This is a genomic window from Urechidicola sp. KH5, from assembly GCF_054661455.1.
Window position 1 is genome coordinate 727,409 of record NZ_BAAFSW010000002.1, and the last position, 24,044, is coordinate 751,452.

Here is a 24,044-nt window from a genome sequence, read left to right on the forward strand (position 1 = left end):
AAATAATAAATTGTATATTAGTGGTGTTTAAACCCCCGATTTATTATGAGAAAACATTTATTTCTAACATTGGCTATAGGGTTGATAGCCAATTTTTTATTTGCTCAAGTAGGTGTTAATAACACAGACCCTAAATCTTCTCTAGATATAACTGCCAGCAATAGCGCAGCTCCATCAAATACCGATGGCATTTTAATACCGAGAATAGATACTTTTCCATCTACCAGTCCAGGTTTAGATCAACACGGGATGATGGTATTTCTTACTACGGCTGTTGGTTTAGATTTACCAGGTTTTTATTATTGGGATAATGATCTATCTAATTGGATAACCATTAGTGTACCCATTAGAATTAACGATTTAGTAGATGGTAAATCTGATTATGATGGTTCAAACAATGGTTCTTCTATTTTTTTAGGTATCAATGCTGGTATAAATGATGATGGTACGGATAATCAAAATGTTGGAATTGGGTTGGGTAGTATGAGAGATAATATTGATGGAAGGCAAAATGTAGCTATCGGAAATAGTAGCTTGAATTCTACAACAACTGGAAATTACAATGTGGCCGTAGGATACCAAACGTTATTTACTTCAACAGCAAATAATTCAACAGCAATAGGGTATAAAGCACTTAAGTTTAATACTACGGCTGGTGCGAATACTGCTGTTGGTCGAGAAGCTCTAACAGCAAATACTACAGGAGGAAGTAACACATCTATAGGGGCTTTTTCTTCTTTGGCTAATACTATAGGAATTGCCAATGTTGCAGTTGGAGCTAGATCTTTACAATCAAATGTTTCAGGAGATAATAATATAGCAATTGGAAGGTACGCTTTAAATGATGGACAAGATGCAGATAGAAATATTGGTATTGGTACAGGTGCTCTAAACAACTTTAATTCAAGTGGAACGGCAGATAATGTTGCTATTGGGTTTAATGTAGGTTACCACTCTGATGGTGTTAAAAATATCTTTTTGGGGGCGCGAACTGGTTTTAATGCTGATGGAATAGAAAATATATTTATTGGTAATGGTGTTGGATTGAATAATTTAACTGGAAACAAGAATGTTGTTCTTGGCCATAATGCAGGGAGTGGAAGTGTAGGAGATAACAACGTTTACATTGGTTTTAATGCGGCCGATTCAATTGCTGGAAATCAGAATATTTTTATTGGTAACAATGTTGCGTCAGATCAACTAAGAGTGCTTAGTAATACTTTGTGGATTAATAATTCTATTAATTCAAAACCCTTGATTTATGGAGAATTTGATAATGAAAGGATTGGTATTAATTGGGATACAACTGGTGCTGCTCCGTCGAATACACTGTCTGTAAATGGGGATGCTTCTAAAACAACAGCAGGAGATTGGTTAGCCAATAGCGATAGAAGATTAAAAAAGGATATTGAGACGATACCATCAAATGAGGCATTAAGTTTAATTACTCAATTAAGAGGAGTTACTTATAAATGGAATGATAACCAAACAGGAATAAAAAGACCTAACAATGTGCAGTATGGGTTTATTGCCCAAGAAATTAAAGAGGTATTTCCAGAAAGAGTTAGTACGGACAATGCAGGTTATTATCAAACAGCTTATGGTAGTTATGACGCTTTATATGTTCAGGCTTTTAAAGAACTTCAAAAACAATTAGAAGAAAAAACAAAAGATTATGATAAACTGGAAGCAAGACTTGAGTTGTTAGAGGCAAAGCTTGGTTTGAATACTCCAGAAATAGAAGTAGCTAAATTGAAAGATTAATAGTTCTTAGTAAAGAAACAAAAAAGCATCCAAACGGATGCTTTTTTACTTTGAGAAATTAAATTAATCAATAAATGTTTATATTACATTTATGATTTTTGTATCTTAGCAAAAATTTAATGACACTTAATTTAACTATTCAATCCCATGAAAAAAATCCCCCTATTGTTTTTAACTTTATTTTTTGCTGTTTTAGTGAATTATGCTCAAGTTGGTGTCAATAACACAGATCCTAAATCTTCTCTAGATATAACTGCCAGCAATAGCGCAGCTCCATCAAATACTGATGGTATTTTAATTCCGAGAATAGACGCCTTTCCAGCTACCGACCCTGGATTAGACCAACATGGTATGTTGGTATTTCTCACAACTACAGACGGTTTAGATTTACCTGGATTTTATTATTGGGATGATGGTTTATCTGATTGGATAACCATTAGTGTACCTATGAGAATTAATGATTTAGTAGATGGTAAATCTGATTATGATGGTTCAAACAATGGTTCTTCTATTTTTTTAGGTATCGGTGCTGGTGCTAATGATGATGGTACAAACAATTTAAATATAGGAGTGGGTTATCAAAGTTTAAATGCAATTACTACGGGAAGGTACAATACTGCAATAGGATATCAGACACTATTGAATACCACAAACAATAATAATGTGGCTATTGGTTATCAAGTGCTAAGAGCTAATACTTCAGGTATCAATAATGTGGCTATTGGTAAAGAAAGTATGAAATTGAATATTGATGGTGATGCTAATACGGCAATTGGAACATTTTCTTTAGATGAGAATATAACTGGAAGTAATAATGTTGCTATTGGTAAAGAGGCCATGCAAGCCAATACTTCGGGTGGCAATAATACGGTTGTTGGTACTAATGCTTTACAAGCAAATACTATAGGTGCAGGAAATATTGCAGTAGGAATTAGTTCTTTAAATAGTAATATAGATGGTCAATTAAATGTAGCTGTAGGTAACTATGCATTAGAAAATAATATAGACGGAGATAATAATGTTGCGCTCGGTTCTTTTGCTTTAAGATCTGCTACTTCCGTAAATGGAAATTTGGCTGTTGGAAACTATGCTTTGAGTGATAATACAACCGGAGAAGATAATGTTGCTGTAGGTAATAGCTCCCTTGGTGAAAATCAAACCGGAGATAATAATGTTGCTTTGGGTAAAAGTGCATTACATTCAATTGAAGCGGGTAATAGAAATGTTGGTATTGGTACAGGTGCTTTATATAATTTTACTGGTACTGGAGATACAGAAAATGTGGCAATTGGAAACAATGTGGCTTACAATATGACTTCGGGAGAGAAGAATGTATTTATTGGTACAAGAACAGGGTACAATGCAAATGGTGATGAGAATGTATATGTCGGTAATGGTTCTGCATATTTAACAACTGGTAACAGAAATGTTATGATAGGGCATAACGCTGCAAATGGTAGTATAGGGGATAGTAATGTTTATATTGGATGGAAAGCAGCAGATTCTATTGCTGGTAATAACAATATTTTTATTGGAAATAATGCAGGTTCTGATAAAGAAAGAATCTTAAATAATACACTTTGGATTGAAAACTCAAATAATGATAGACCACTTATTTATGGTGAGTTTGGAAACGCAGCTGCGAATAAAGTAGCAATTAATTGGGATACTAATGGTACTGCACCTGCTGAAACACTGTCGGTTAATGGCACAACGGAATCGACACAATTTAAAGTGTCTGCCCTTAACACAGCACCTGCGAGTGCAACTGATATTGGCACTATAGGAGAAATAAGAGTTACGGCTGCCTATATTTACGTATGTATTGCGACAAATACATGGGTGCGTGCACCACTTGCGGCATGGTAAGTAGGTTATGGTATTTAATAAAAAAAGCACCCAATCGGGTGCTTTTTTTATTAAATTAAGGTGCCAATCGTTCTAGCTCAGCTTCTAGTTGTTTAGCCAGCGCTGCTTTTATTTTTTTATATTGCTTATCATTGGCAAGATTATTCCATTCATGCGGATCATTTGTATGGTCATATAATTCTTCATCTCCATTTAAGTAGCGTGTATATCTATAATCTTTAGAGCGCACAGATAAATGCTGTTTAGATGCTTCTTTAGATCTCCAACTAGTAATAACGCTTATGGCTACATCAGGACCTTGCCATTTGGCGTTTGGGTCTTTTAAGAAGTCTACCAAACTAAAGCCATTTAATCCTGCACCAGCTGTGCTTATTTTCGTTTCACCTTTTAAAGCAGCTATTTCAGCAAGCGTAGGATAAATATCAATTAAACCAACTGGGTGCGATACTTTGCTACCCGCAGTTTCTCTATACAAAGGGTGCCTGATAATTAAAGGTACTTGTGTGCTTTGTTCCCATAATGCGTATTTAAACAAGTACTCTTTTTCACCAATATTATACCCGTGGTCACTAAATAACACCACAACAGTATTGTCTTTAAATGTACTGTTTTCGAGTGCATCTAGTACAATACCAACCATGTCATCAGCAAAGGCTATACTGGCTAAATATGCCTGAGTATACGTTCTTAATGCTTCGTCGGCATCGGAGTAAAGACTAGATTCGGTAAGTGTTCTATATGCTTTTCTTCCGCGTGATTCTTTATCCGAGTTATTCGCTAATTTGGTATCTTCTCGATCATTCTTTTTTATAAAGGGAATTTGAACTTCGTCTAAAGGAAACATATCAAAATATTTTTGAGGCACCACCAATGGGGTGTGAGGTCTGATAAAACCTACACTCATAAAAAATGGTTCACCATTATTTTTTGAAGCCAATTTTTGAAGATTTTCTACCGCCCATTGTGCACTTTTCTCATCAGTCAGGAGATCACGGTCTTCTTCAGAATTGTAGTGAAATGGACCCTTTGTTTTCCGATGGGTGTTGTACCAACCGCTATAACCTGGTGTATTAGTAGCAGCTTTAACATCTGGTACATCAGATAAAGGAGCAAAGGTAGCATCTAATGGTCCCAACTCTAGCATTTCTGGTGGGTTAGAAGGATGTATAGCGGCTTTTTTACCATTATACGCCATCGGACCGTAATCGGCTACAATACCATCGTTATCATAGGCTCCTTTTTTATTCGCATGAAAAACTTTACCAGTCTGTATGGTTTGATAACCATTTTCTCTAAAATACTCTGGTAAGGTTTTAGAATTCATTAGCATATCATTTTTGAGCCAATTGCCAAAACCCCAGAATTTAGAAGTTATAGGACTAACACCTGTCATAAAACTGGCTCTTGATGCAATACAAATAGGTGCATTAGAATGTGCATTATTAAACAAGACACCCTCGTCTGCTAACTTGTCAATATTGGGTGTTTTAGCTTGTGGATGCCCTCCCATTACACCTACAAAATTGTTAAGGTCATCAAGAACAATCATTAAAACATTTGGTTGTTCCTGTGCTTGTAAAGTAAAAACGGTCAGTAGTAAAAAGCTGATAGTAATTAATTTTTTCATTAAAATCGTATTAATGTAATGTTCTGTATTGATATAGGTTGTATGTTGTTTTACGCATATATTGAATCAATTCATAATACGGCGTATCCGTTTCTGATACCAAGCCGCAATTGGCATTTTCTCCAACAACACTCCTGCCTGCAGTAGTAGAGTTGCCCCACATAAACCAGTGGGCACCAACACAATTGGGGTCTCTCAATGCGCTCTCTATAAAGTTGCAGTATTTCTCACCTCTATTTCTTTGATCTGCAGCAACGCCTAATCCCGGGTAGAATTTACCAGAATCTAAAGCTCCAAAATTGAATTCGGTAATCATGTACGGTTTGTCTAAAGTGTCTTTACCAGGATACGCAAATGTATCTAACTCATTATCGTATTGATTGAATGAAATAATATCTAAATACTGCATTCCAATTGGCACATTGTATTTATTGCGGTGTTGTCCATCAACATGCCATCGGCATCCCAAATATAAATTCCCAGGTGAAAGTTCATTAATAGCCTTTTTAATGGTGCTAAAATAGATATGACACATATCTTCGTAATAGACAATATTAAATTGCTCTAAAGCTCCGATGTTTTTAATTTTAGCAGTGTTTTTTAAAACGGCATTCCAATCTGTAAAATCGCTTTTTGTTTTTGCATTAAATTCTGCTATGGAAAGTTGTTTTTTTAGACGATTGATATAGGTCTTTTTACCATGATTTTGTGGTTTGTTTTGCAGTATATGTTGTGCCATAATGTTTGGCTCATACCAATGCATTTCGTTGTCTACAAAATACCCGAAGAAAAACGGATCTTCATTTAACTTATCCGCTTTCCATTTAATTTTTTTGCGAACGCTTTCTTCCCAAGTAGGATCAAAAACATCAGGAAATTTGCTATTTAATTTAGGACTAATGGTGCCAACATAGGCTGTATAAGGGACGCGATCCTTGGGTTGGTGTTCTTTAACAGTCTCAACAGACCATCCACCAAAAGTGTTTAAGCCCCAGCTTTTCATACGTTGTAAACTAAGTTTAGTGTATTGCCAAGGTTTGTATCCGCCATACTTCTTATGAAGGTTTGCCTTACCAAAACTAAATTCGCCTCTTCGATAAAAATCACCATAAACAGGATCGTCTTTAGCTGGTAACCAATCAAAAAAATGTTCTCTACCTTCATAGGGCGTATTTACGTCTAAATTACCACCTGAGTTTACACCTGCACTCCAAAACAATTTACCATCTGGATCAATAATCCACCACTTACCATCAATTTTTTTAGTTCTAAAATGTCCTGTTTTCTTAAGTTGAGGTCCCTGTAAATAGCCTCCGTACTGGTTCCATTCTGCTGAACCTGTATACTTAGCTAGGTCTCTTTTTTCAATTTCTATGGCAGCTTTAAATTGCTCATCAGACTTAAATTTGTCTTTCCAATTATCGTATTTGTACTGCCCATATTCATCTATAAATGGAAAGAAGGCTTCCGGATTTTCGAGGTACAGTTCTGACTTTGACGGCTTGTTAAGATTGATAGCTTTTAAAACAATAGTTTTTGTTTTAGCAGATGCAGGAAACTTAATTGTAATTTTATTGGCAAGCGTTAAATCAAACGAATTTTTGAAAGAGATGCCATCGGGCATTCCTCTCATATTCGGAAAATCTTCATGCATTTGTTTGTAATGCTTTTTCCTGGTTGAATAATCAGGCAGGAGTAAAGAATTGAAGTGTCGCGTTTCTTTTGGATGTAACCAACCTATATCCCATAAAGGCTTACTCCACTTTCTACCTTCAATTTCCCCCGACATATAAGGGTCGAAACGTACTTTTTCGTCTCCCTGATTTTCTAGAATTGTGGTTAAGTAAATCCATTCGCTAAAATCCCATGCTCCGTTAATTACAACCTCACTATCTGTATTCGCTGGAATTCGAAGTGTTAATCCGTTGGATGCAACGGTAGGTGTCGCTCCTTTAATATTGAATTTAGCTACCGCATCAGCATTGCTAAAGTCTACGATATTTTTGGAAGTTGGTCTTTTCTCACCTGTTGAAAAGGCCAACAGCGTTCCAATAATTATAACACTTGTTACTGCAATTACTTTCTTCATTTATTCTTGAATTAATCGCGTTTTTAAAATTGATTTTGCCGCTTTAGATATTACTTCTGTCATATTTTCATAGGGTTGGTCTGTTATAGAAACAAGGCCAATTCTAAAGTTTTCTCCATCGCCGCCTCTTCCTGTTGCAGGTTGATCACTCCATTGAAACCAATGAGCTCCGATAAATTGTGGGTGATTTACAGCGTCTTGCATGTATTGTTCATACAATAGGGCCTGATTTTTTAAATCGGTTGCACTTCTTAGTCCAACACCCCAAACTCCATGCGAACCAGTACCAAAATGAAATTCTCCAATAATTGCAGGTTTGTCAATTTCTGTATAAACCTTAAATCCTTTTACAGAATATTCATAGATGTTAAAACTAATAACATCGCAATACCTAGATGCCACTTTATGAATGCGTGTATTGTTTTTTACATTGCCATGAAACCTGCTCCCAAAGTATAAATGATTAGGTAATACCGCTTCTAATTCTTCTTGAACTGTTTTAAAATATGCTGTTGTAAAATGCTCAAAATAGGTGTGCATGTCTGTATAAAATGCATCCGTAAATTTTTGTTTACCTGGACCTTTTATTGTTTTAAACGAATCAAAATTCACATTCCAAGCTTTATTTAAAGCGTCAATTTTTTTGTATTTTTTTTTGAGCAATCGAATCATTTCTGCTCTTGCAGGTATTGATTTTTTAAGATTTAAAACCTGTATAGGAATACTCATTTCATTACCCCAATGCAGTTCGTTGTTTACAAATACACCTAATAACCAAGGGTCGTTTTTATAATGCTTTAATCTGCTAACTCTTTGTTGTAGATCAGTGTAGAAATCTTCAGAAAACGGATCAACCATTTTTTCAATTTTACCGATGCCTTGCTTACTTGGATGAATAATAAGGGTGTAAGGGTGTTGCTGTCCTTTTTCTGTTTTAGACCATGCACCATAGGTATTAATCCCCCAAGATTTTAATCTACCTGAAGTCACTAAACGATGTTGATCTTCCCAATTTTCACCGTACTTTCTTTTTAGGTTGAGGGTATAAAAATTGATGTTGTTTCTTTTGAATGAGTCTTCAAATAATTTCCAATTACTTGCTTTCTCTATAGAAAAGTCAGGAAATAAGTGTTTTCTATTCTCACTAGAAGTTGCACTGCCAATTCCGGCTCCCGTAACTCCTTGAGACCAAAATAAATATCCTTCGGGATCTACAAACCACCATTTTCCTTTATGTTTAGCTGTATAGAAATAACCTTTCGCTTCTAATTGAGGACCATTTAGAAATCCTCCAAATTTCGAGCGATCTTTTGAAAATGAACTCTTTTTAAAAGTCTTTAAATCAGTTTTTCCTTGAAGAGCCAAGTCACTTTTTGAATTTAATTTACCTTCCCAACTGCTATTGGCATATTGCCCCATTTCATCAAGAAAAGGCAAAGCCTCATCGGCGAACTTTTTATTAAAAAAATCTAATGGCTCTAGTCCTTTAGGTTTTGTAATAAATACAGAGTTTTGAGCAATAACACCTTCGTTAGATTTAATACTAACCACTACAGATTTAATTTGCTTTAAATCAAAGGCATTCCAGTGTCTAACATAATTTCCTGGTAAAGCACGCACCTTAGAAAAGTCTTTTTCCCAATCAGACAAACTATCGAGTTTTTTTCGATATAAAATAAGTTTTAATGTTTCTTTTGCTCCGTTGTCAACAAAATAGCGTCCTTGATTTTCTAGATGTTTTCTTGGTCCACGGTATTTTAAATCTACAATAATTTGCTTACCACTGTTGTTTTGAATATCAAATGCCAAATAGGTGTCTTTTGATACATCGAGATTACACGCTCTAAAATTAAATTCAACTAGTTTATTTATAGCAGTTTTACTATCCTTATTTAGACTGCACGCATCTAAAACTTGTGCAGAGGAATAATTGCTGAATACACTTAATAAAAATGCTAAAAATAATTGGGAAACTATGTTGATTTTCATGATGGTTTTATTTTTTGTTATCCCACCATTTTTCTTTTAGACTCGGGAAAGCACGGTCTTTTAATTGTGCATTCCACGCTTTCCAAGCCTTCATTAAGGCCTTTTGAGCTTCCTTATCTGAATTTGCTTGCGTTTCTTCTTTATCTTGTTCTATATTGTATAACACAGTTGGTGTTTTGTCTTTATTTTTATTGGCTACCAATTTGTATTGCGCATCTCGGATAGCCATGGCATTTTGTTCCCATTTTCTCCAGAATAAAAAGTCGTGCGGTTCTTCATTATTTTTTCCAGTGACATATGGAATTAAATTAACACCATCCAAAGGTCGTTCTGTGCTAATCTCAGCATTTGTAATGTCTGCAATAGTGGCTAAGATGTCTAATGAAGAAATAGCTTTTTCATAAGTCTGACCTTCTGGTATGGTTCCTTTCCAACGCATTGCAAATGGTACACGAATACCTCCTTCAAACAAGTCGCCTTTACGGCCTTTAAACGGACCATTATCTGAGGCATTGTTTTTTGCACCTCCATTGTCTGACAAGAAAACGATGATTGTATTTTCATCAATTCTATGATTTTCTAAGGCAGCCAAAATTTTTCCTACGCCATCATCAACAGCACTTACCATTGCTGCATAGGTTTTACGTCTTTTATCTTCAATATTAGGGAAACGAGCTAAGTATTTTTCTGTTGCTTGCATTGGTGTATGCGGTGCATTATAGGCCAAATACAGCATAAAATGTTGGTTGTTTTCGGCTTGTTTATTGATATAGTTTACAGCTGCATCTGTTAATTCATCAGTCAAGTAATCATCTGTTTCTACTTTGGTTCTATTTTCGATAATTTTAGTACGATACCACTCCCATTTTTGAGATACTTCGGATAAATCATTCAACGTTAACTGATCAGGAAAGTAATTATGGCCACCTGAAAGGAATCCATAGAAATAGTCAAACCCTTGCTCTAGTGGATGGAAATTAGGATGTGTACCCATATGCCATTTTCCAATGATGGCATTGTTATAATCTACTTTATGTAATATTTCTCCAATGGTTTCTTCTTCAACTGGTAGACCTGCAATTGGATTATTAGGATCTATAGTGGGATTGGTAGTAAAACCAAATCTGTCTTGATAACGACCCGTTAAAAATCCTGCTCTACTTGGTCCGCAAACCGGAAAAGATACATAACCTTCGTTAAAATTTACACCTTCGTTAGCTATCACGTCTATATTGGGTGTAGGTATGTCCGTACAACCATTAAATCCAACATCTGCCCAACCCATATCGTCGGTCATAATTACAATGAGATTTGGTTTGACTGATTGTTGCGAATAACTTGATATTTGTACTGCAATTAGGGCGAAGAATGTTACAATCGATTTTTTCATTATTTATAAGAGTTATTTTATTTCAAAGAACATTTTTTTAATCAACTCTTTATTCTTTTTATTTATCGAAACAATAGCAAAAATTATCTTTTATTAGTGTGTAAGATAAAACAACTTCCAACGAATCGTTGGAAGTTGTTGATACATGCACTACTTCGATTATTGGATAAATAGTTTTTCTTTTGTTTTATATTGTTTTGATATAAGATTGACAATATAAATTCCTTCAGATAAGCTGTTTAAATCGATTGTATTTGTAGAGTTATTTATAGTATTCAGCTTTTTATTTAAGACAATCTTTCCTAATATATTTCTTATTTCTACATTCATTTCACTTTCAATCCCATGAGTTTCAATAATTAAAAAATCTCTAGCAGGATTTGGATAAATTTCGCATTTTATTGAATTTGCTAGAGTCTTAAAATTTGATTCATTGGTGGTTTGTATATTTAAAGACTCTTGTATTTCAATTTTATCTAAAAAGGCTGACCCAATGGAACCATTAGGTCTCCAAAATCCAATCTTAGTATCTTCATCTGAAGCAGATGTTTTAAAATTTAAGGTATGATATGTATATGAGGTATTTGTTATTTGTTTGACATCATACACTGTTCCTGAAGAACTAGCTGCTTGAAAATTTACATGTACTGAAGGGTTATCTACTTTTGCATAGAACGACACTTGATAACTGGTATTGGGCTTAGTTTTTATGATCTGATTTGCACCGCCATTTCCACTTACTTTCAAAGAACGTTTTCCTTCATAAATTCCTGAAGTCACTGTATTCACTGTAGCAATCCCCCAACTAGTCCATGCATGAGTGCCTTTCTCAAAATCGCTATTCAACACATAAGAAGTTTCTTTCAAAACCATTTCATCTACATAGGAACTAGCAACGCCATTTCCAGGTCTCCAAAAGAATACTTTGATAGAATCGGTAGCTGCGCTAGTGGTAAACATTAACTTATGTAATGTATAGGATGTATCATAAATCTGTGCATTGGTAATACCATTATTGTTGTGATTATTAACTCCTAGTACTACTCGATCATTTTGTGGGTCATCTACCTTGGCGTATGCAGATAAAGTATAGGTTGTATTTGGTTGAACCTTTACCCATTGATTAATGGATGAAGGCCCTGTTAATTTAATTGCATCTCCGTAATAACCACCAGCAACTCCTGTGGGGTTGTTCCAAGAATTCCAATGTGTTAATCCTTGTTCAAAATCACCATTCATTAAGGTTACGGAAAACTCTGAATCGACAGTTACTAATGTTGAAGCAGTAAACCCTCCGTCATTTGTTTCAACTGTAATTATTGCTGTCCCAACTGAGACTGCTGTTACTTTTCCGTTTGCATCAACTGTTGCAACAGAAGAGTTACTACAAGACCACGTTACTGCTTTATTTAAAGCATCCAAAGGTGAAACTGTAGCTGTCAAATTTTGAGAATCTCCAGGTATTAATACTCCATTTTGATTTGAAATAGTAACTCCGGTCACTGGAATATTAGTTGGATCTATCCAGTTATTATAATTATTATCGGCTCCTACATTTGGTAAAAACGTTGCTATGTCTATTGTATTCCCGTACATATCCTCTGTTGGATGTAATGAAATATCAGAGAAGATTCCTTGTCCTGCCATTGGAAAATTAGGTTCTGGAAAATTCTTTCCAGCATCAATTACAGGACTATTTGATGAAATTTTATAGCCTTCTTTATTCGTTGCTCCTTGATTCACAAAATTAGGATTTCCACTAATAGGAGAGGTGTCTAAAATAGAAAATGAAGAATTAATATTTCCATGAAAAAGATTGTTCGCTACCACCAATTCTCCTCCATTTCGGATATCAATATCTACATTTTCTCCAATAATTCCATTTCCTGTTTGCATAAAGATATTGTTGTAGATATAAGTATCTTCACTAAAAAGAGAAAAATCAGGTTTTTGATTTGCTCCTAAAAATATTGTATTGTTGTACACATAAACATCATCAGACGGTATAGGTGTATTACCAGTACCAACATATCCAGAAGTCCATATAGTACTTCCGTGAAAATCTCTTATACCATCATTGACACTTACATTAAAGCGGTAAGCTACATTGTGGTTGTCTCCTAAAACTTCTACAAATCCACCTTCACTATCTTCACTATAATTGTATTGGTAGATAATATTTTTATTTCCAAAATCAATATGCATTCCATAAGAATCATTTGGCCCCCTTACACTTACAGATCGATTGTATTGACCCAATATATTGACACACTTAAACACCCACATACCACTACCGCGACCTGCTAATCTTGTCTCTATACCATTGCTATAGCCCGTATGGTCAAAATCGTTATTTTCTACTCTAGCATTTAGCATTTTAGAGAGAATTACACCAGAACCACCTGTTCTATAGAAGGTATTGTTACGAATGATGAAATCTGCATTTCTGTTAACAGCATCATTGCTACCGCTTTCTAATCCTTTATGAATAGCCCAAACTCCTGCTTTTCCAATTTTGGTAAAATAGGAATCCTCGATAAGTACATTTTTGATACTTACTTCTACATTAGGCTCGTTCATTTCAGACTCAAAACGAAGACCAGTTACACTCAGTTCATTGAATTCTGCAGGTAAACTCACTCCATAAACATTAGAAATTTTTAGATTTCTGAATGTTAATCCAGAAGAAACTCCACCCCATTTGTTGGCGACTACACGAATTCCGTAACTATTGGTTTCACCAAATGTATAACGTGTATTATTTTTTCGATCATTTTGAATCCAAAGATCAGACATTACAATATGAGATGCATTTACAAGTTTTATTGCTTCAAAATAATCTCCACCGGCTATATTTCCAGAACCTGATATTACTGGTAACTCCCCAGCACCATAACTACTAATGGTTATGGGTTTCTCTTCAGATCCAACACATTTAACTTCAAAATTCCCTTCAAAAGAATCACCTCTTTTAAAAAATAATCTATCTCCAGGATTTAGGATTCCACCACCACTACTTTTTGCTGCAACAGCGCTTGCTTTAGCTAAAGTTTTCCATGGTGTGTTTACACTTCCGTTATTCGTATCATCACCACTTGAACTAACATAATAATCATTAAAATATTCGGTAATTATAAAATAATCAAGTAGTACGTTTGAATTAGATGTGGCTTTAAAGGTAATAGAATTCAGCCCTTCATTTAGGTTTACATTTAGCAAAGTCAGCTTTGCCTGTTCTTGATAGGCCCAATTTGAAGGCTGTAAAACCACGGATTGAATAGCTCCTCCATTAATACTCAGATTTGCGTTTACAACTGTTCCTCCATTAAAAGAATACACATGTAATTTATACAGGTCAGTTGAATTGACATTAATATTAAATGTTAAAGAACCTTGTGGTTCTGAATTATTTAATTTTACAAAAGAACCATTAGATGCAAATTCTTTATTTACAATTGTGGTGTTTGATGTTAAGGATGTATTTTCAGCTTCAATTTTCATATTTAACATGGAAGCTTGAACTGAAATGACAGCACAAATCATCAAAAAGGAAAGATGTTTTTTCTTTTTCATAATGCAATTTTTTAGTTAGAAAAGTTTTTATTTTTTCAAATTATTCCTAAAACAATTCATGTCAAACAAGTTAAAAACCTATATTATAGGTAGTTGTGTTCTTGTTCGAGTGATAAATTTATTTTAGAAAAACAATTTGATTTTAAAAGTTCCCTTTTTTAAACTAAAAATTAAGATTATGAATTACCAATATTTATTCAGAAATTATCTGATTACTAGCGGGTATACCCTCTAATCCTTGTGCATAGATTTTATTAATTTCGTTAGAAGTTAATCCACGTGTCCAAATACAGAAAATATCTAATAAGTCTTCATAGGTACTCATTTGCATGCTTTTTTTTACATCTGTTTTATATGCTGGTATATGAGAAGCAATAGATATCCAATTGGCTTGAAAGGTGTTTATTTTAACATTGGTACCTTCTAATACTTTATCAACGATTATGTTACCATCAACGCAGAACTCAATGTCGTAGGCTTTGACAATAAAGGGTTCTCATTCTTTGTCAATAGTACTTTTAACTATTGTCGATCCAAATTTACTTTACTCCCATTTTAAATTAACTTCAAATCTACCACATACTTTTAAATCGTAAACACTTCTATATTTATCCAAGCTGAAGGAAGGCAATAAGTAACGCTATAAAACCTTCATGAGAATATAACAGCATTGCTACTAGACCTGCTGTTTCTTTCTTATTTTCCATGCAATTAAAATGATGGATGTACACAAATCAGCAATTATGATGCTCGATTTATTTGACATATTTTTAATTGACAGCCTTATATTGCAATTCGAGAGGAACACCATAATTAGCTTCTAATTCTGCCTTTATTTTTTTATAAAAGTCCGTATCTGGTGGTAAACTCAGATTATTCCAAAATTCTGAGTTATAGGGTAGATTAATCTCATTGAGCTCTTTGTTGTGTTCTTCGTATCCTTTTGCTGTAAATTGTTTTTTATCTGTTACAACTCCTAAAATGATTGCTTCGTGTCGGATGGCAGATTGTATTTGAGGTTTGTTAAGTCCCAAGTTTTTTTGATGAAATTCGGAAATCTTTTTTCTACCTATATATTCTCTCTTGTGATAACTTAAGTATAATTTTTCATCAGAATTTTTTACATATTGATAGACACATTTTCCTGCGGAACTTTCAATTTTATAGATATTGAATGTGTCATAACCTATATAAAGTGTTGTGGTTAATGTTCCTACTCGATCTACTTTTTCTTTAGTACCTTCTACTATCATTACATCTTCGCCATCATAAGTGGTATCCCCAATTTTAATCCAATTCATTTTTTTTATTGGAGTGTAAAAATCAGTCATAGGGTTTAAGTTTATCATATAAACCGCTGCGTGATCCCATTGTTTTTGCGGAGCAATTCGGTAGTCAGCAGATTTTCGTGATTCGTTTACTTCCAATCTTGTAATAGCACTTATAGGCCCTTTGTATATTATGGACATATATTGTTCAACAAAAAACTTAGAAACATTTTGTTCTACAGATGCGCGACGGTAAAGTAGATTTAATTGATGGTTATCTGTAAGAAAGGTGTTTTTGGCTTGTTTTACTGCTTCAAAAACATATTCTTTAGTTTTACTGGCACTTGTAATTTCAACAGTTTCGAGACTAGTAACTGCTTCTTCTAAAATAATACTACTAATGTTTTGTTTTAAGTAGTCATCAATTTTAATTGAATACGTATTGAAACCCATACTCGAAAACACTAAAGTATCTTGTAAGTTACTTGTGTTCAATGCTAAATAAAATCTCCCTTCATTTGTGCTTGTCGTACCTATTTGTTTGGTAGGAATGTGAACAGATACATATGGAAGTGGTTGTTCTTGATTATCAATAATTACGCCTTCAATTTCAATTTTATTTTCTTGTGAATTAATATTTATAACCGAAAAGAGTATACATAATAATGAAACTATTCTATTAAATATAATTTTATGTTGAATCATTTTATAATTGTTTTTTAATAGAAGTAAACTACTATTTTGTTTGCCTTTTATAAGGTTAATATCTTGATTAAGAGTTAAAAGATTTTTATTCATTTGAAGTAGTCTTTAGTATTTTTAACCAATCATTTGCTAAGGATGTCCAATCTGGAGCATGAGAATTGCGAAGTCCTAAGCTGTATCCATGACCACCATTTGGAAATATATGCATGGTTGTGGGAACATTATGTTTGATAAGTTTTTGATAGAATCGGATTGAATTTTCAATAGGAACTACCTTATCATTTCCAGAATGAATAATGAATGTTTGTGGAGTATTTTTATTTACATTTAGTTCATTCGAAAATTGTTGTATCAATTTTATGTTAGGCGATATTCCTAAAAGTTCATTTCTTGACCCACTATGTGTTATAGTACTTTCCATACTAATAACAGGGTAGATGAGCATCATAAAATCGGGTTCAAAAGCTTCTTTATCTATATCATCTTTAGATGTGTAATAATTTATTACATGTGTTCCTAAAGTAGAAGCTAGGTGTCCACCAGCAGAGGAACCTATAACTCCAACTTGATTTTTTTGAATATAAAATCTTTCCGAATGATAGCGAATGTATCTCATGGCTCTTTGAGCGTCTTGTATTGGAGCTTTATATGAAGTGATTACAGAAGCAGCTTGTGGCATTCTGTATTTTAATACAAAAGCAGCAAAACCTTGGCTATTTAGCCATTTAGCATAATCTGTACCTTCCCAATCGTATGCAACTCCAGAATATCCACCACCAGGAAGTATTAATATTGCTTTTCCGTTTGAGTTCTGTTTAGCAGGTAAATAAATTTCTAGCGATGGTTTTTGAACTTTTTGAATAAAAATAATGTTCCGCTTAGGGATGAACTCACTTTCCTCACTTTTTTGATAATTAGGAATGTTCTCATTAGACCATAGAGGAACAACTTCTTGTGCTTGTATAGTGAATGAAAAACAATAGAGTAAAAATAAGAAGTATACTTTATGTTTCATTTTATTGCTCTTTATTTTCTACTTCTAAAGCACTGATACCTTTTAATCCTTTTTCATAAACATTCTTAATTTCATTGGCTTTTAAACCTCGTGTCCAAATACAGAAATCATCTAATAAGCCTTGATAGGTACTCATTTGCATGCTTTTTTCTACATCTGTTTTATATGCTGGTATATGAGTAGCAATAGACATCCAATTGGCTTGAGAGGTGTTTATTTTAACATTGGCACCTTCTAATACTTTATCAACGATTATGTTTCCATCAATGTAGAACTCAATGTCGTTAAGAGTCCCATCCTTTTTAGGAAGAACAATGGCAAGATGATGCCACGTACCATCGTTTAGATTCAATCCTTTGGTATGTGCGTACAAATTCGGTCTTAATGCCAATTCGAGATTTCCTTCATTTAAGCTCATGTTAAAGAACTGCCCTTTGCCCCAGAATGAAGCAGAATTAAAAATGATTTGTCTACCACTAGCCGTTGTTTTTACCCAAGTAGAAAGTGTGCGCTCATAATTGGCATCTAACGGACCGATAGGTAGCACAAATAATTTTGAATTAGTAGTGATTTTTGCAGCATTACCAATCATACCTCTTTCTATTGATACACCTTCATTAATTAAGCTATAGTCGTAATTAAAATCTCCGTGATTATTAAATGCTTTAGGAGACTTCATTTGACTGAGCAATTTATTTTGTTTCGCGATTTTAGGAAATATACCTTCAACACTGCTTTTGTAATTTGTATCATCTAACAATTCATCAAAACTCCAATGTATTTGTAATCCTTTTGGATTTACAGGATTTAATAACCCGGAAGATTTAAAATTGGTTTTAGAGGTAGATTTATCTATTACAAAGTACCCTAATTCTTCACCATTTTCATGAAAAGTTGTTAAGGTTAATTTGTCTTTTTCAACATCTATTGCAGTTAAGTTTGATAAGTTATTACCGCGTCCCACAAATTGAATTAAATCTGATTCAGCATCTTTAGTTAAGGTATTCATATGCACCTCTCCAGCTAAATATAAATCAACATTGTAGGTTCTAAATAGATCAAGAATTTTTTCACTCTCTCTATCGTCTACCAGCATGCCACTACTTGCATATTTTCTTACCGGATAAATGATTGGTAAATGAGATTGCACTACAATATGATCTATTGATTTAATAGCTTGTGCCTCTTTTAAAACTAATGTTAACCAAGCTAAATGTTCTCCTGTAATATCACCAGAAACCACACCTTGATTTCCTAATACAGTATTTTCATCATCAAAGCGAAACATATCTAGTGTGATAAATAATACATTTTTGTATTGTACTGAATTTGAGGTGTGTTCATAGATAGTACCAATAGGTCTTGCAGGAGCATTTCCTATTTTTTCAGTAAAACGAGAATTTCCATTCACGTCTTTTGTAAATACTTTTCCAAATTCTTCTCTAAAAGTCGGAATGTGTTTTACTACTTCTTTCCCTTTTCCCCAAGGATTATCACCAATTTCGTGATCTCCAACTGCAACTAATAAGTGTTCATATCCCGAATTATGAATTAGTTGTTTTAATCCACCAAAACTTCTTTTACAAGCTTCTGCAACAACTTGAGATGTTGTGTAATTCGTAAATTTTGGTTCTGATGTAAAGCGTTTTACGAATTTCTTGTTGTACCAATGGCCACTAACAATATCTCCAGGAATTGTTATTAATTCACCTCCGTGTTTTTGGTACATCTTGACAAAACCTTGTTGCATTTGTTCAATTCGTTTTTGTAGTTCAGCGTCATTCTGTACACTCAAACCTTCAGATTTATGATAATCTGGAATATTGATAAAACGCCAAGAATCTTGAGCGATTATTTGTAGACAAAATAGTGCCGAAATGCATAATGTTAGGATAAAATCAATTTTTCTCATTTTGATCTGTAGTTTTTTAAATTATTTTTTTGGTGTAAAACAGGTAATACCCTCAATTTATCGAGATTTTTCAAATATTTTGTTTGCAAAATCAAACATCTTTAATGTAACATCTTCATATGCATCAGAGGCATTTTTATTGAAAAAAGCATGTGCATAAAAAGGGTATAAATGAATTTCTGATAAACCTTCGTGGGCAATTATCATTTTGTGAAATGCAACCGATTGATTATAAGAAATTGTAGTGTCGGCAGTACCATGAAATAAAACTACTGCAGGAATTTGTTTTTTGTCTTTTGGAATATGGTTGATCGTTGAAATAGCATTCAAATCGGTTATATTTTCGAGATATTTATTTTTTAGGGTCTTACCACCACAAAATCGCCCCTGACGGTTATTTATAAAATCATAAATCCCATTGCATCCTATGTATAATTTGCAGCCTTTATCGCTAAATTTCATTGCTGCTAGAGAGGATAACGGGGTACCTGCTGATCCGCCTGCAAATCCGAAATTTTTTATATCTAACCCCCAATCAGTTGCATGAGATTTTATAAACTGAACTGCTTCATCTAATTCCTGCATTCCCATCTCAAAATGTCCTCCGTGTTTTTTTAGAGAATAGGTAATTCTAACTCCTGCAATACCTTTTGAGGCGAAGTATTGCGATTGATTTTTAAATGCATTAGTACTTCCATTAGCCCAAGCCCCACCATGAACCCAAATAACAAAAGGGTAGCCTCTACTTTGTTTAGGAGTTTTGGGAATATCTACAACCATTTTAAGTGCATAGTTTTCATTAGGGTATTCTTTAAAAACATATTCAGAAGTCGTACAGTTTTTATAGGCTTCAGCACTTATAAGTATTGGTGTATATGACTTTTTTGGAATAAGGATGTCTTCCGGTAAATTTGCACAGTCATCAGGAATTATTTTACAGATTCTTTTTTCATCTGTTAGTTTATAAACATTGTTGTTCTCAGTTAATTTCATTCCATATCTATTTTTCTGTGCTACCGCGTTGTTATTTAAACAAAGCAAGCATAAGATTATATAGATTAAATAGTAATTAGATGTTTTTGTTTTCATTCTGAAGTATTTCTTGTTGACTATTTACATTCTTTTAAAGCGAAAGAGCGAGTAAGACATGTTGGGTAATTCTGCATTATGTTTTTTTAAGTTTCTGATAGGTATTGTTTTATTATTTTTCTGAATGAGTTTGCCAAATCCGTCTTTGGTGTTTACAAGCGTTTTTACATCTATAAATTGCATATTTGAATTACCTATAAAACTGAATTCTACATTTTGTGTATCGTTAGATTTATTGATGATGTATATTAGATATTCGCCATTTTTTTTGCATGCGAAACCATAGACAGAAGGGTTGCCATTGTCTTTATATTCTAGCATTAAACCTCCCTGGGCCTTGGAAAGCATTTCAAATCCATAATGCATTGGGTTGTATTTATAGTTATTACTTTTATCTACAACCCCTGTTAGATTGCCATTCGTTTTTTTTATAACTGACCAATAACAAGCCATGTACCAATTGCCAATGAAATGTTCTTGAAGCATATCAATCACCAAAAGATTTAAACTGTATTTATCAAAGTTTAGTAGATTAGAAGCTTTAGCAGTTCCATACTCATTATTTGCAAATTTTATATTTGGGTAACCAGCTTCTGTAGCTGCAACTTTTAATTCGTTTAAAGCAAATCGCCAAGCTCTATTATGATTTTTTCTATCTCTTAAAGGTGATTCTACCTGCCACTCTTCAAATGATCCTGGAGTATATTTTTTTGGATTACCTCCATACGGCCATTTGCCATGTGTTTCTGCAATATCTACATAGTCTCCAGCAATTTTTAAATACGCTTTTAAATATTTAGGAGTTAGATTATTATGATTGAACATGCACTTAATATTAGGGTCAATAGCCTTCATAGCCTTTGCATGTTTTACAAATAAATGAGCTTCGCTTTCAAGTCCTCCATTCATACCTTCATTACCCAAGTACCAAAAGGCTCCATCAAGACCTTTGCTCTTAACATACTCAACCATTTTAACAGCTCTATTTACACTCTCTTCAACTTTGTCAAAGCGATACCCTGATGTAATATTGACTCCAAATAATGGAGTAATGCCAGATTTTTTAACAAGTGAGATATATTCATCTAGGCTCATCCAATCAGCAGCGGGTTTATTTGAATCGCTGTAATCTGGATCCCATGAGTCTTTATTGGCAATCCCATTTGGGTTTTCCCAATCCCAATATTTAACAATTGAACCTCCAGGATAACGCATAATGTTAATACCTGTATCTTTCATCCAATTGGCAAATTTATCATCTTGATAGAATGCATCTGCATCATTCGAGTATACGGAGTGCATGCCAACTAAATAATCGCTAATTGTCCATTTGATTGAATCTGTAAATACGGTAATTTTATTATTTGATGTCTGAGCAACAATTGAGAAAGACCTTAAAATAAATAGTGATATTATGGTTAGTTTTATAAAGCTGTTCATTGGAAAAATATGAGAGTTTTTTTAAATTCTAAAAAAGGTTGATAATCCTACATAAAGATGAGCCCATAGTCTGTTAAGTCATTTATTTTGCTATGTTGTATCTTCAAAAATTAGTTTATTATTAAATCCAAATTAAATAGAGATGAAAAGTATTCTTTTTTAGATTCGTAAATTTCATTTTTGAGACTATATAATTCATAATTTTCTAAATTAATTTTTAATAAACTTTGAGTAATAATTGTCTATTTTCACAATATAGAGACCAGGTTTTAGTGCAGATATATTTATTTCTTCATTACCGTGAGTTTTCATCACAATTTGTCCATTTAAATTATAAATTTCAATCTGTTTAAATTGCTTTTGACTTTGAATGAGAAGTTTATTACTAGCCGGATTGGGATATAATTTAAATATTTTTTCATTTTTTTCATCAATATTTAAAGGTTCGAGTGAATAATCTGTTTCAAACATTAGTGCGGGAAGTCCGTCTGCAGAGAATAAGGTGGGAGTGAGACAATTACCATAAAGATAGCGTGCTTTCATAGGTTGTGAAACATGAACGCTACTTATTTCGATTGTATTATCTTCATTTAAAATAGCATCTGCTTGATAGTATATTCCATTACTGCCGGCTATTTCAAAATGTGTTAAAGACTGAGACTCTGAATTAAGTCCGGATCCAACATTTTCAAAATGTAATTTTAAACTCTGATTTTCTTTTTCAAACCCAATACACAAAGGGCTAGAGGGTATTATATTGGTGAATCCATAGTTGTTAGATAAAGCCCAAAGTGCTAGGCGTTGCCCCACTTTTTTCTTCTCAAGAGGATGTATGTTATTGCATTCATTGATGTCAAGCGAAGAGGCAAGACCTGAATTAATCATAGTTTCTGACAAGTTTAGTTGCATTTGCCAAAAATCAAAATTATTCTCTTGAGTGTCAAAAGGAGCTATCTGAGCTAAATAAAATGGAAAATTTGGTTGATCATTTTTTGTCCTCCATGATTCTACCATTGCCGGTAATAATTGGGCATATTCGTCGGGGAATCCTCTGTTCGCCTCTCCTTGATACCATAAAGCACCTTTTATCTTGTATTTGATAATTGGATGAATCATTGCATTATAAACTGCAGTCGGAGTTTTTTGAGGTGTCTCCAATAAGGTATTTGGTATGGTTACAAAATCAAAATTTTCTATAGTCTCACGATCAATGAATGATTCAATATTTGCACTTCCATAAGCAGCACATATTATACCAATTGGTATTTGAATACTATCTTGTAACATTTCTGCAAAGTAATATGAAACTGCACTAAAGGAAGGACAGGCTGAAGGACTAGATACTTTCCATCGTCCACTAACATCATCTAGTTGGTCTAATGAAGTATCTTTACCCACTCCAAAATATCGAATATTCGTATTGTTAGAATCATTGATATCGTCTACAGCGCCATTAACTGTCTGAGATTGATTCATTCTCCACTGCATATTAGATTGCCCTGCAGTAAGCCAAACTTCACCAATCATAACATTGTTTAAAGTAATTTCACTTGTTCCTTGAATAGTTACTGAGAAAGGACCTCCTGCAGCAGGTGTCGATAAATGAGTACTCCAGTTACCATTTTCATCAGCTATTGTATTTGCATTACCTCCCCATGTTGAGTTTAAATTTACAGCTACACCAGCACCATCTTTCCCCCAAATTTTAACAGATGAATTACGTTGTAATACCATATTGTTTGCAAATATGGATGGAACGGTAGTTTCACTTACCTCTGTTTCTTCGGTATCAATTAATTTAAAACCATCTATTGAGAGTTCTTCTTTCGCCCATCGGTAAATTTGTAGATATAAACTCTCGTGTTCGTCTATAACAGTAAATCTAATAACCGTTGTTAACCAAGTATTATTGTAACGTTCTTCTAATGCATATTCATGGCCAGATAAGCTGACTACACGAATTCTATGTTTTACACCATTGGTTATTTTTGTTGTTATTTGCCATTCATAAGTTTTGCCTACCTCTAGAGTGAATTCACGTTTAAAATATAGATTATTGGAAGTATTATCTGATTTTAAGTACTTTGTGCCATCATGTGCATTGACATCCTGTTGCACAGAAATGACTGCGTTTTCTACGAGATAATTTAAAGAAGTTATATCAGTTCCTTGCTCATAATTTTCATAATTATTTTCATAAATAATAATTTCTGCTTTCATTGAGTTTGCCAATAAAATAAATGCAACAAACGATATAAAGAACGCGTTAGAATTCATATTAATAGATTACTTTGTTAGATTATTTTCATTTAAT

General features: G+C 33.6%; 14 protein-coding genes. 2 read left to right on the forward strand and 12 right to left on the reverse strand.

The features are described from left to right. The first annotated feature begins 45 nt into the window (after positions 1–45). Together ACYQ5R_RS07890 and ACYQ5R_RS07895 are read left to right on the forward strand one after the other, a co-directional pair. Positions 46–1,764 carry a tail fiber domain-containing protein gene (locus ACYQ5R_RS07890; RefSeq protein WP_460190375.1) on the forward strand — a complete coding sequence of 573 codons (1,719 nt, stop codon included), beginning with the start codon at positions 46–48 and terminating at the stop codon, positions 1,762–1,764. A 147-nt stretch (positions 1,765–1,911) separates the two neighbouring features. Next, the gene (locus tag ACYQ5R_RS07895) at positions 1,912–3,633 is read left to right on the forward strand and encodes an autotransporter outer membrane beta-barrel domain-containing protein (RefSeq protein WP_460190376.1); all 1,722 of its coding nucleotides are present in this window, start codon (positions 1,912–1,914) and stop codon (positions 3,631–3,633) included. A gap of 55 nt (positions 3,634–3,688) precedes the next feature. Here the strand turns inward: ACYQ5R_RS07895 and ACYQ5R_RS07900 are convergent, their stop codons facing one another. The 12 genes from ACYQ5R_RS07900 to ACYQ5R_RS07955 form a co-directional block, all read right to left on the reverse strand. Then, positions 3,689–5,260, reverse strand: a complete 1,572-nt coding sequence (locus ACYQ5R_RS07900; RefSeq protein ID WP_460190377.1) for a sulfatase — start codon at positions 5,258–5,260, stop codon at positions 3,689–3,691. A gap of 10 nt (positions 5,261–5,270) precedes the next feature. Continuing rightward, the gene (locus ACYQ5R_RS07905; RefSeq protein WP_460190378.1) at positions 5,271–7,349 is read right to left on the reverse strand and encodes a hypothetical protein; all 2,079 of its coding nucleotides are present in this window, start codon (positions 7,347–7,349) and stop codon (positions 5,271–5,273) included. After that, on the reverse strand, positions 7,350–9,338 hold the full coding sequence (locus ACYQ5R_RS07910) for a beta-galactosidase (RefSeq protein ID WP_460190379.1): 1,989 nt from the start codon (positions 9,336–9,338) through the stop codon (positions 7,350–7,352). Between the two features lie 7 nt (positions 9,339–9,345). Then, the gene (locus tag ACYQ5R_RS07915) at positions 9,346–10,728 is read right to left on the reverse strand and encodes a sulfatase-like hydrolase/transferase (protein WP_460190380.1); all 1,383 of its coding nucleotides are present in this window, start codon (positions 10,726–10,728) and stop codon (positions 9,346–9,348) included. Positions 10,729–10,887: 159 nt separating this feature from the next. Continuing rightward, positions 10,888–14,301 (reverse strand): carbohydrate binding domain-containing protein, encoded by a 3,414-nt coding sequence (locus tag ACYQ5R_RS07920; RefSeq protein ID WP_460190381.1) that lies wholly within the window; start codon positions 14,299–14,301, stop codon positions 10,888–10,890. Positions 14,302–14,494: 193 nt separating this feature from the next. Next, positions 14,495–14,626: a hypothetical protein gene (locus tag ACYQ5R_RS07925; protein WP_460190382.1), complete on the reverse strand. Its 132-nt coding sequence runs from the start codon at positions 14,624–14,626 to the stop codon at positions 14,495–14,497. A 445-nt stretch (positions 14,627–15,071) separates the two neighbouring features. Next, entirely contained in the window at positions 15,072–16,274 is a 1,203-nt protein-coding gene (locus ACYQ5R_RS07930) for a carboxypeptidase-like regulatory domain-containing protein (RefSeq protein ID WP_460190383.1), read from the reverse strand. An 85-nt stretch (positions 16,275–16,359) separates the two neighbouring features. Further along, on the reverse strand, positions 16,360–17,289 hold the full coding sequence (locus ACYQ5R_RS07935; protein ID WP_460190384.1) for an alpha/beta hydrolase: 930 nt from the start codon (positions 17,287–17,289) through the stop codon (positions 16,360–16,362). A gap of 1 nt (position 17,290) precedes the next feature. Continuing rightward, positions 17,291–19,201: a LamG-like jellyroll fold domain-containing protein gene (locus tag ACYQ5R_RS07940; protein WP_460190385.1), complete on the reverse strand. Its 1,911-nt coding sequence runs from the start codon at positions 19,199–19,201 to the stop codon at positions 17,291–17,293. A 57-nt stretch (positions 19,202–19,258) separates the two neighbouring features. After that, a complete protein-coding gene (locus ACYQ5R_RS07945; protein ID WP_460190386.1) occupies positions 19,259–20,290 on the reverse strand; it encodes an alpha/beta hydrolase family protein in 1,032 nt (343 codons plus the stop codon). A 24-nt stretch (positions 20,291–20,314) separates the two neighbouring features. Further along, a complete protein-coding gene (locus tag ACYQ5R_RS07950) occupies positions 20,315–21,730 on the reverse strand; it encodes a hypothetical protein (protein WP_460190387.1) in 1,416 nt (471 codons plus the stop codon). 210 nt (positions 21,731–21,940) lie between these two features. Beyond that, positions 21,941–24,007 carry a sialate O-acetylesterase gene (locus ACYQ5R_RS07955; protein WP_460190388.1) on the reverse strand — a complete coding sequence of 689 codons (2,067 nt, stop codon included), beginning with the start codon at positions 24,005–24,007 and terminating at the stop codon, positions 21,941–21,943. Positions 24,008–24,044: the final 37 nt, after the last annotated feature.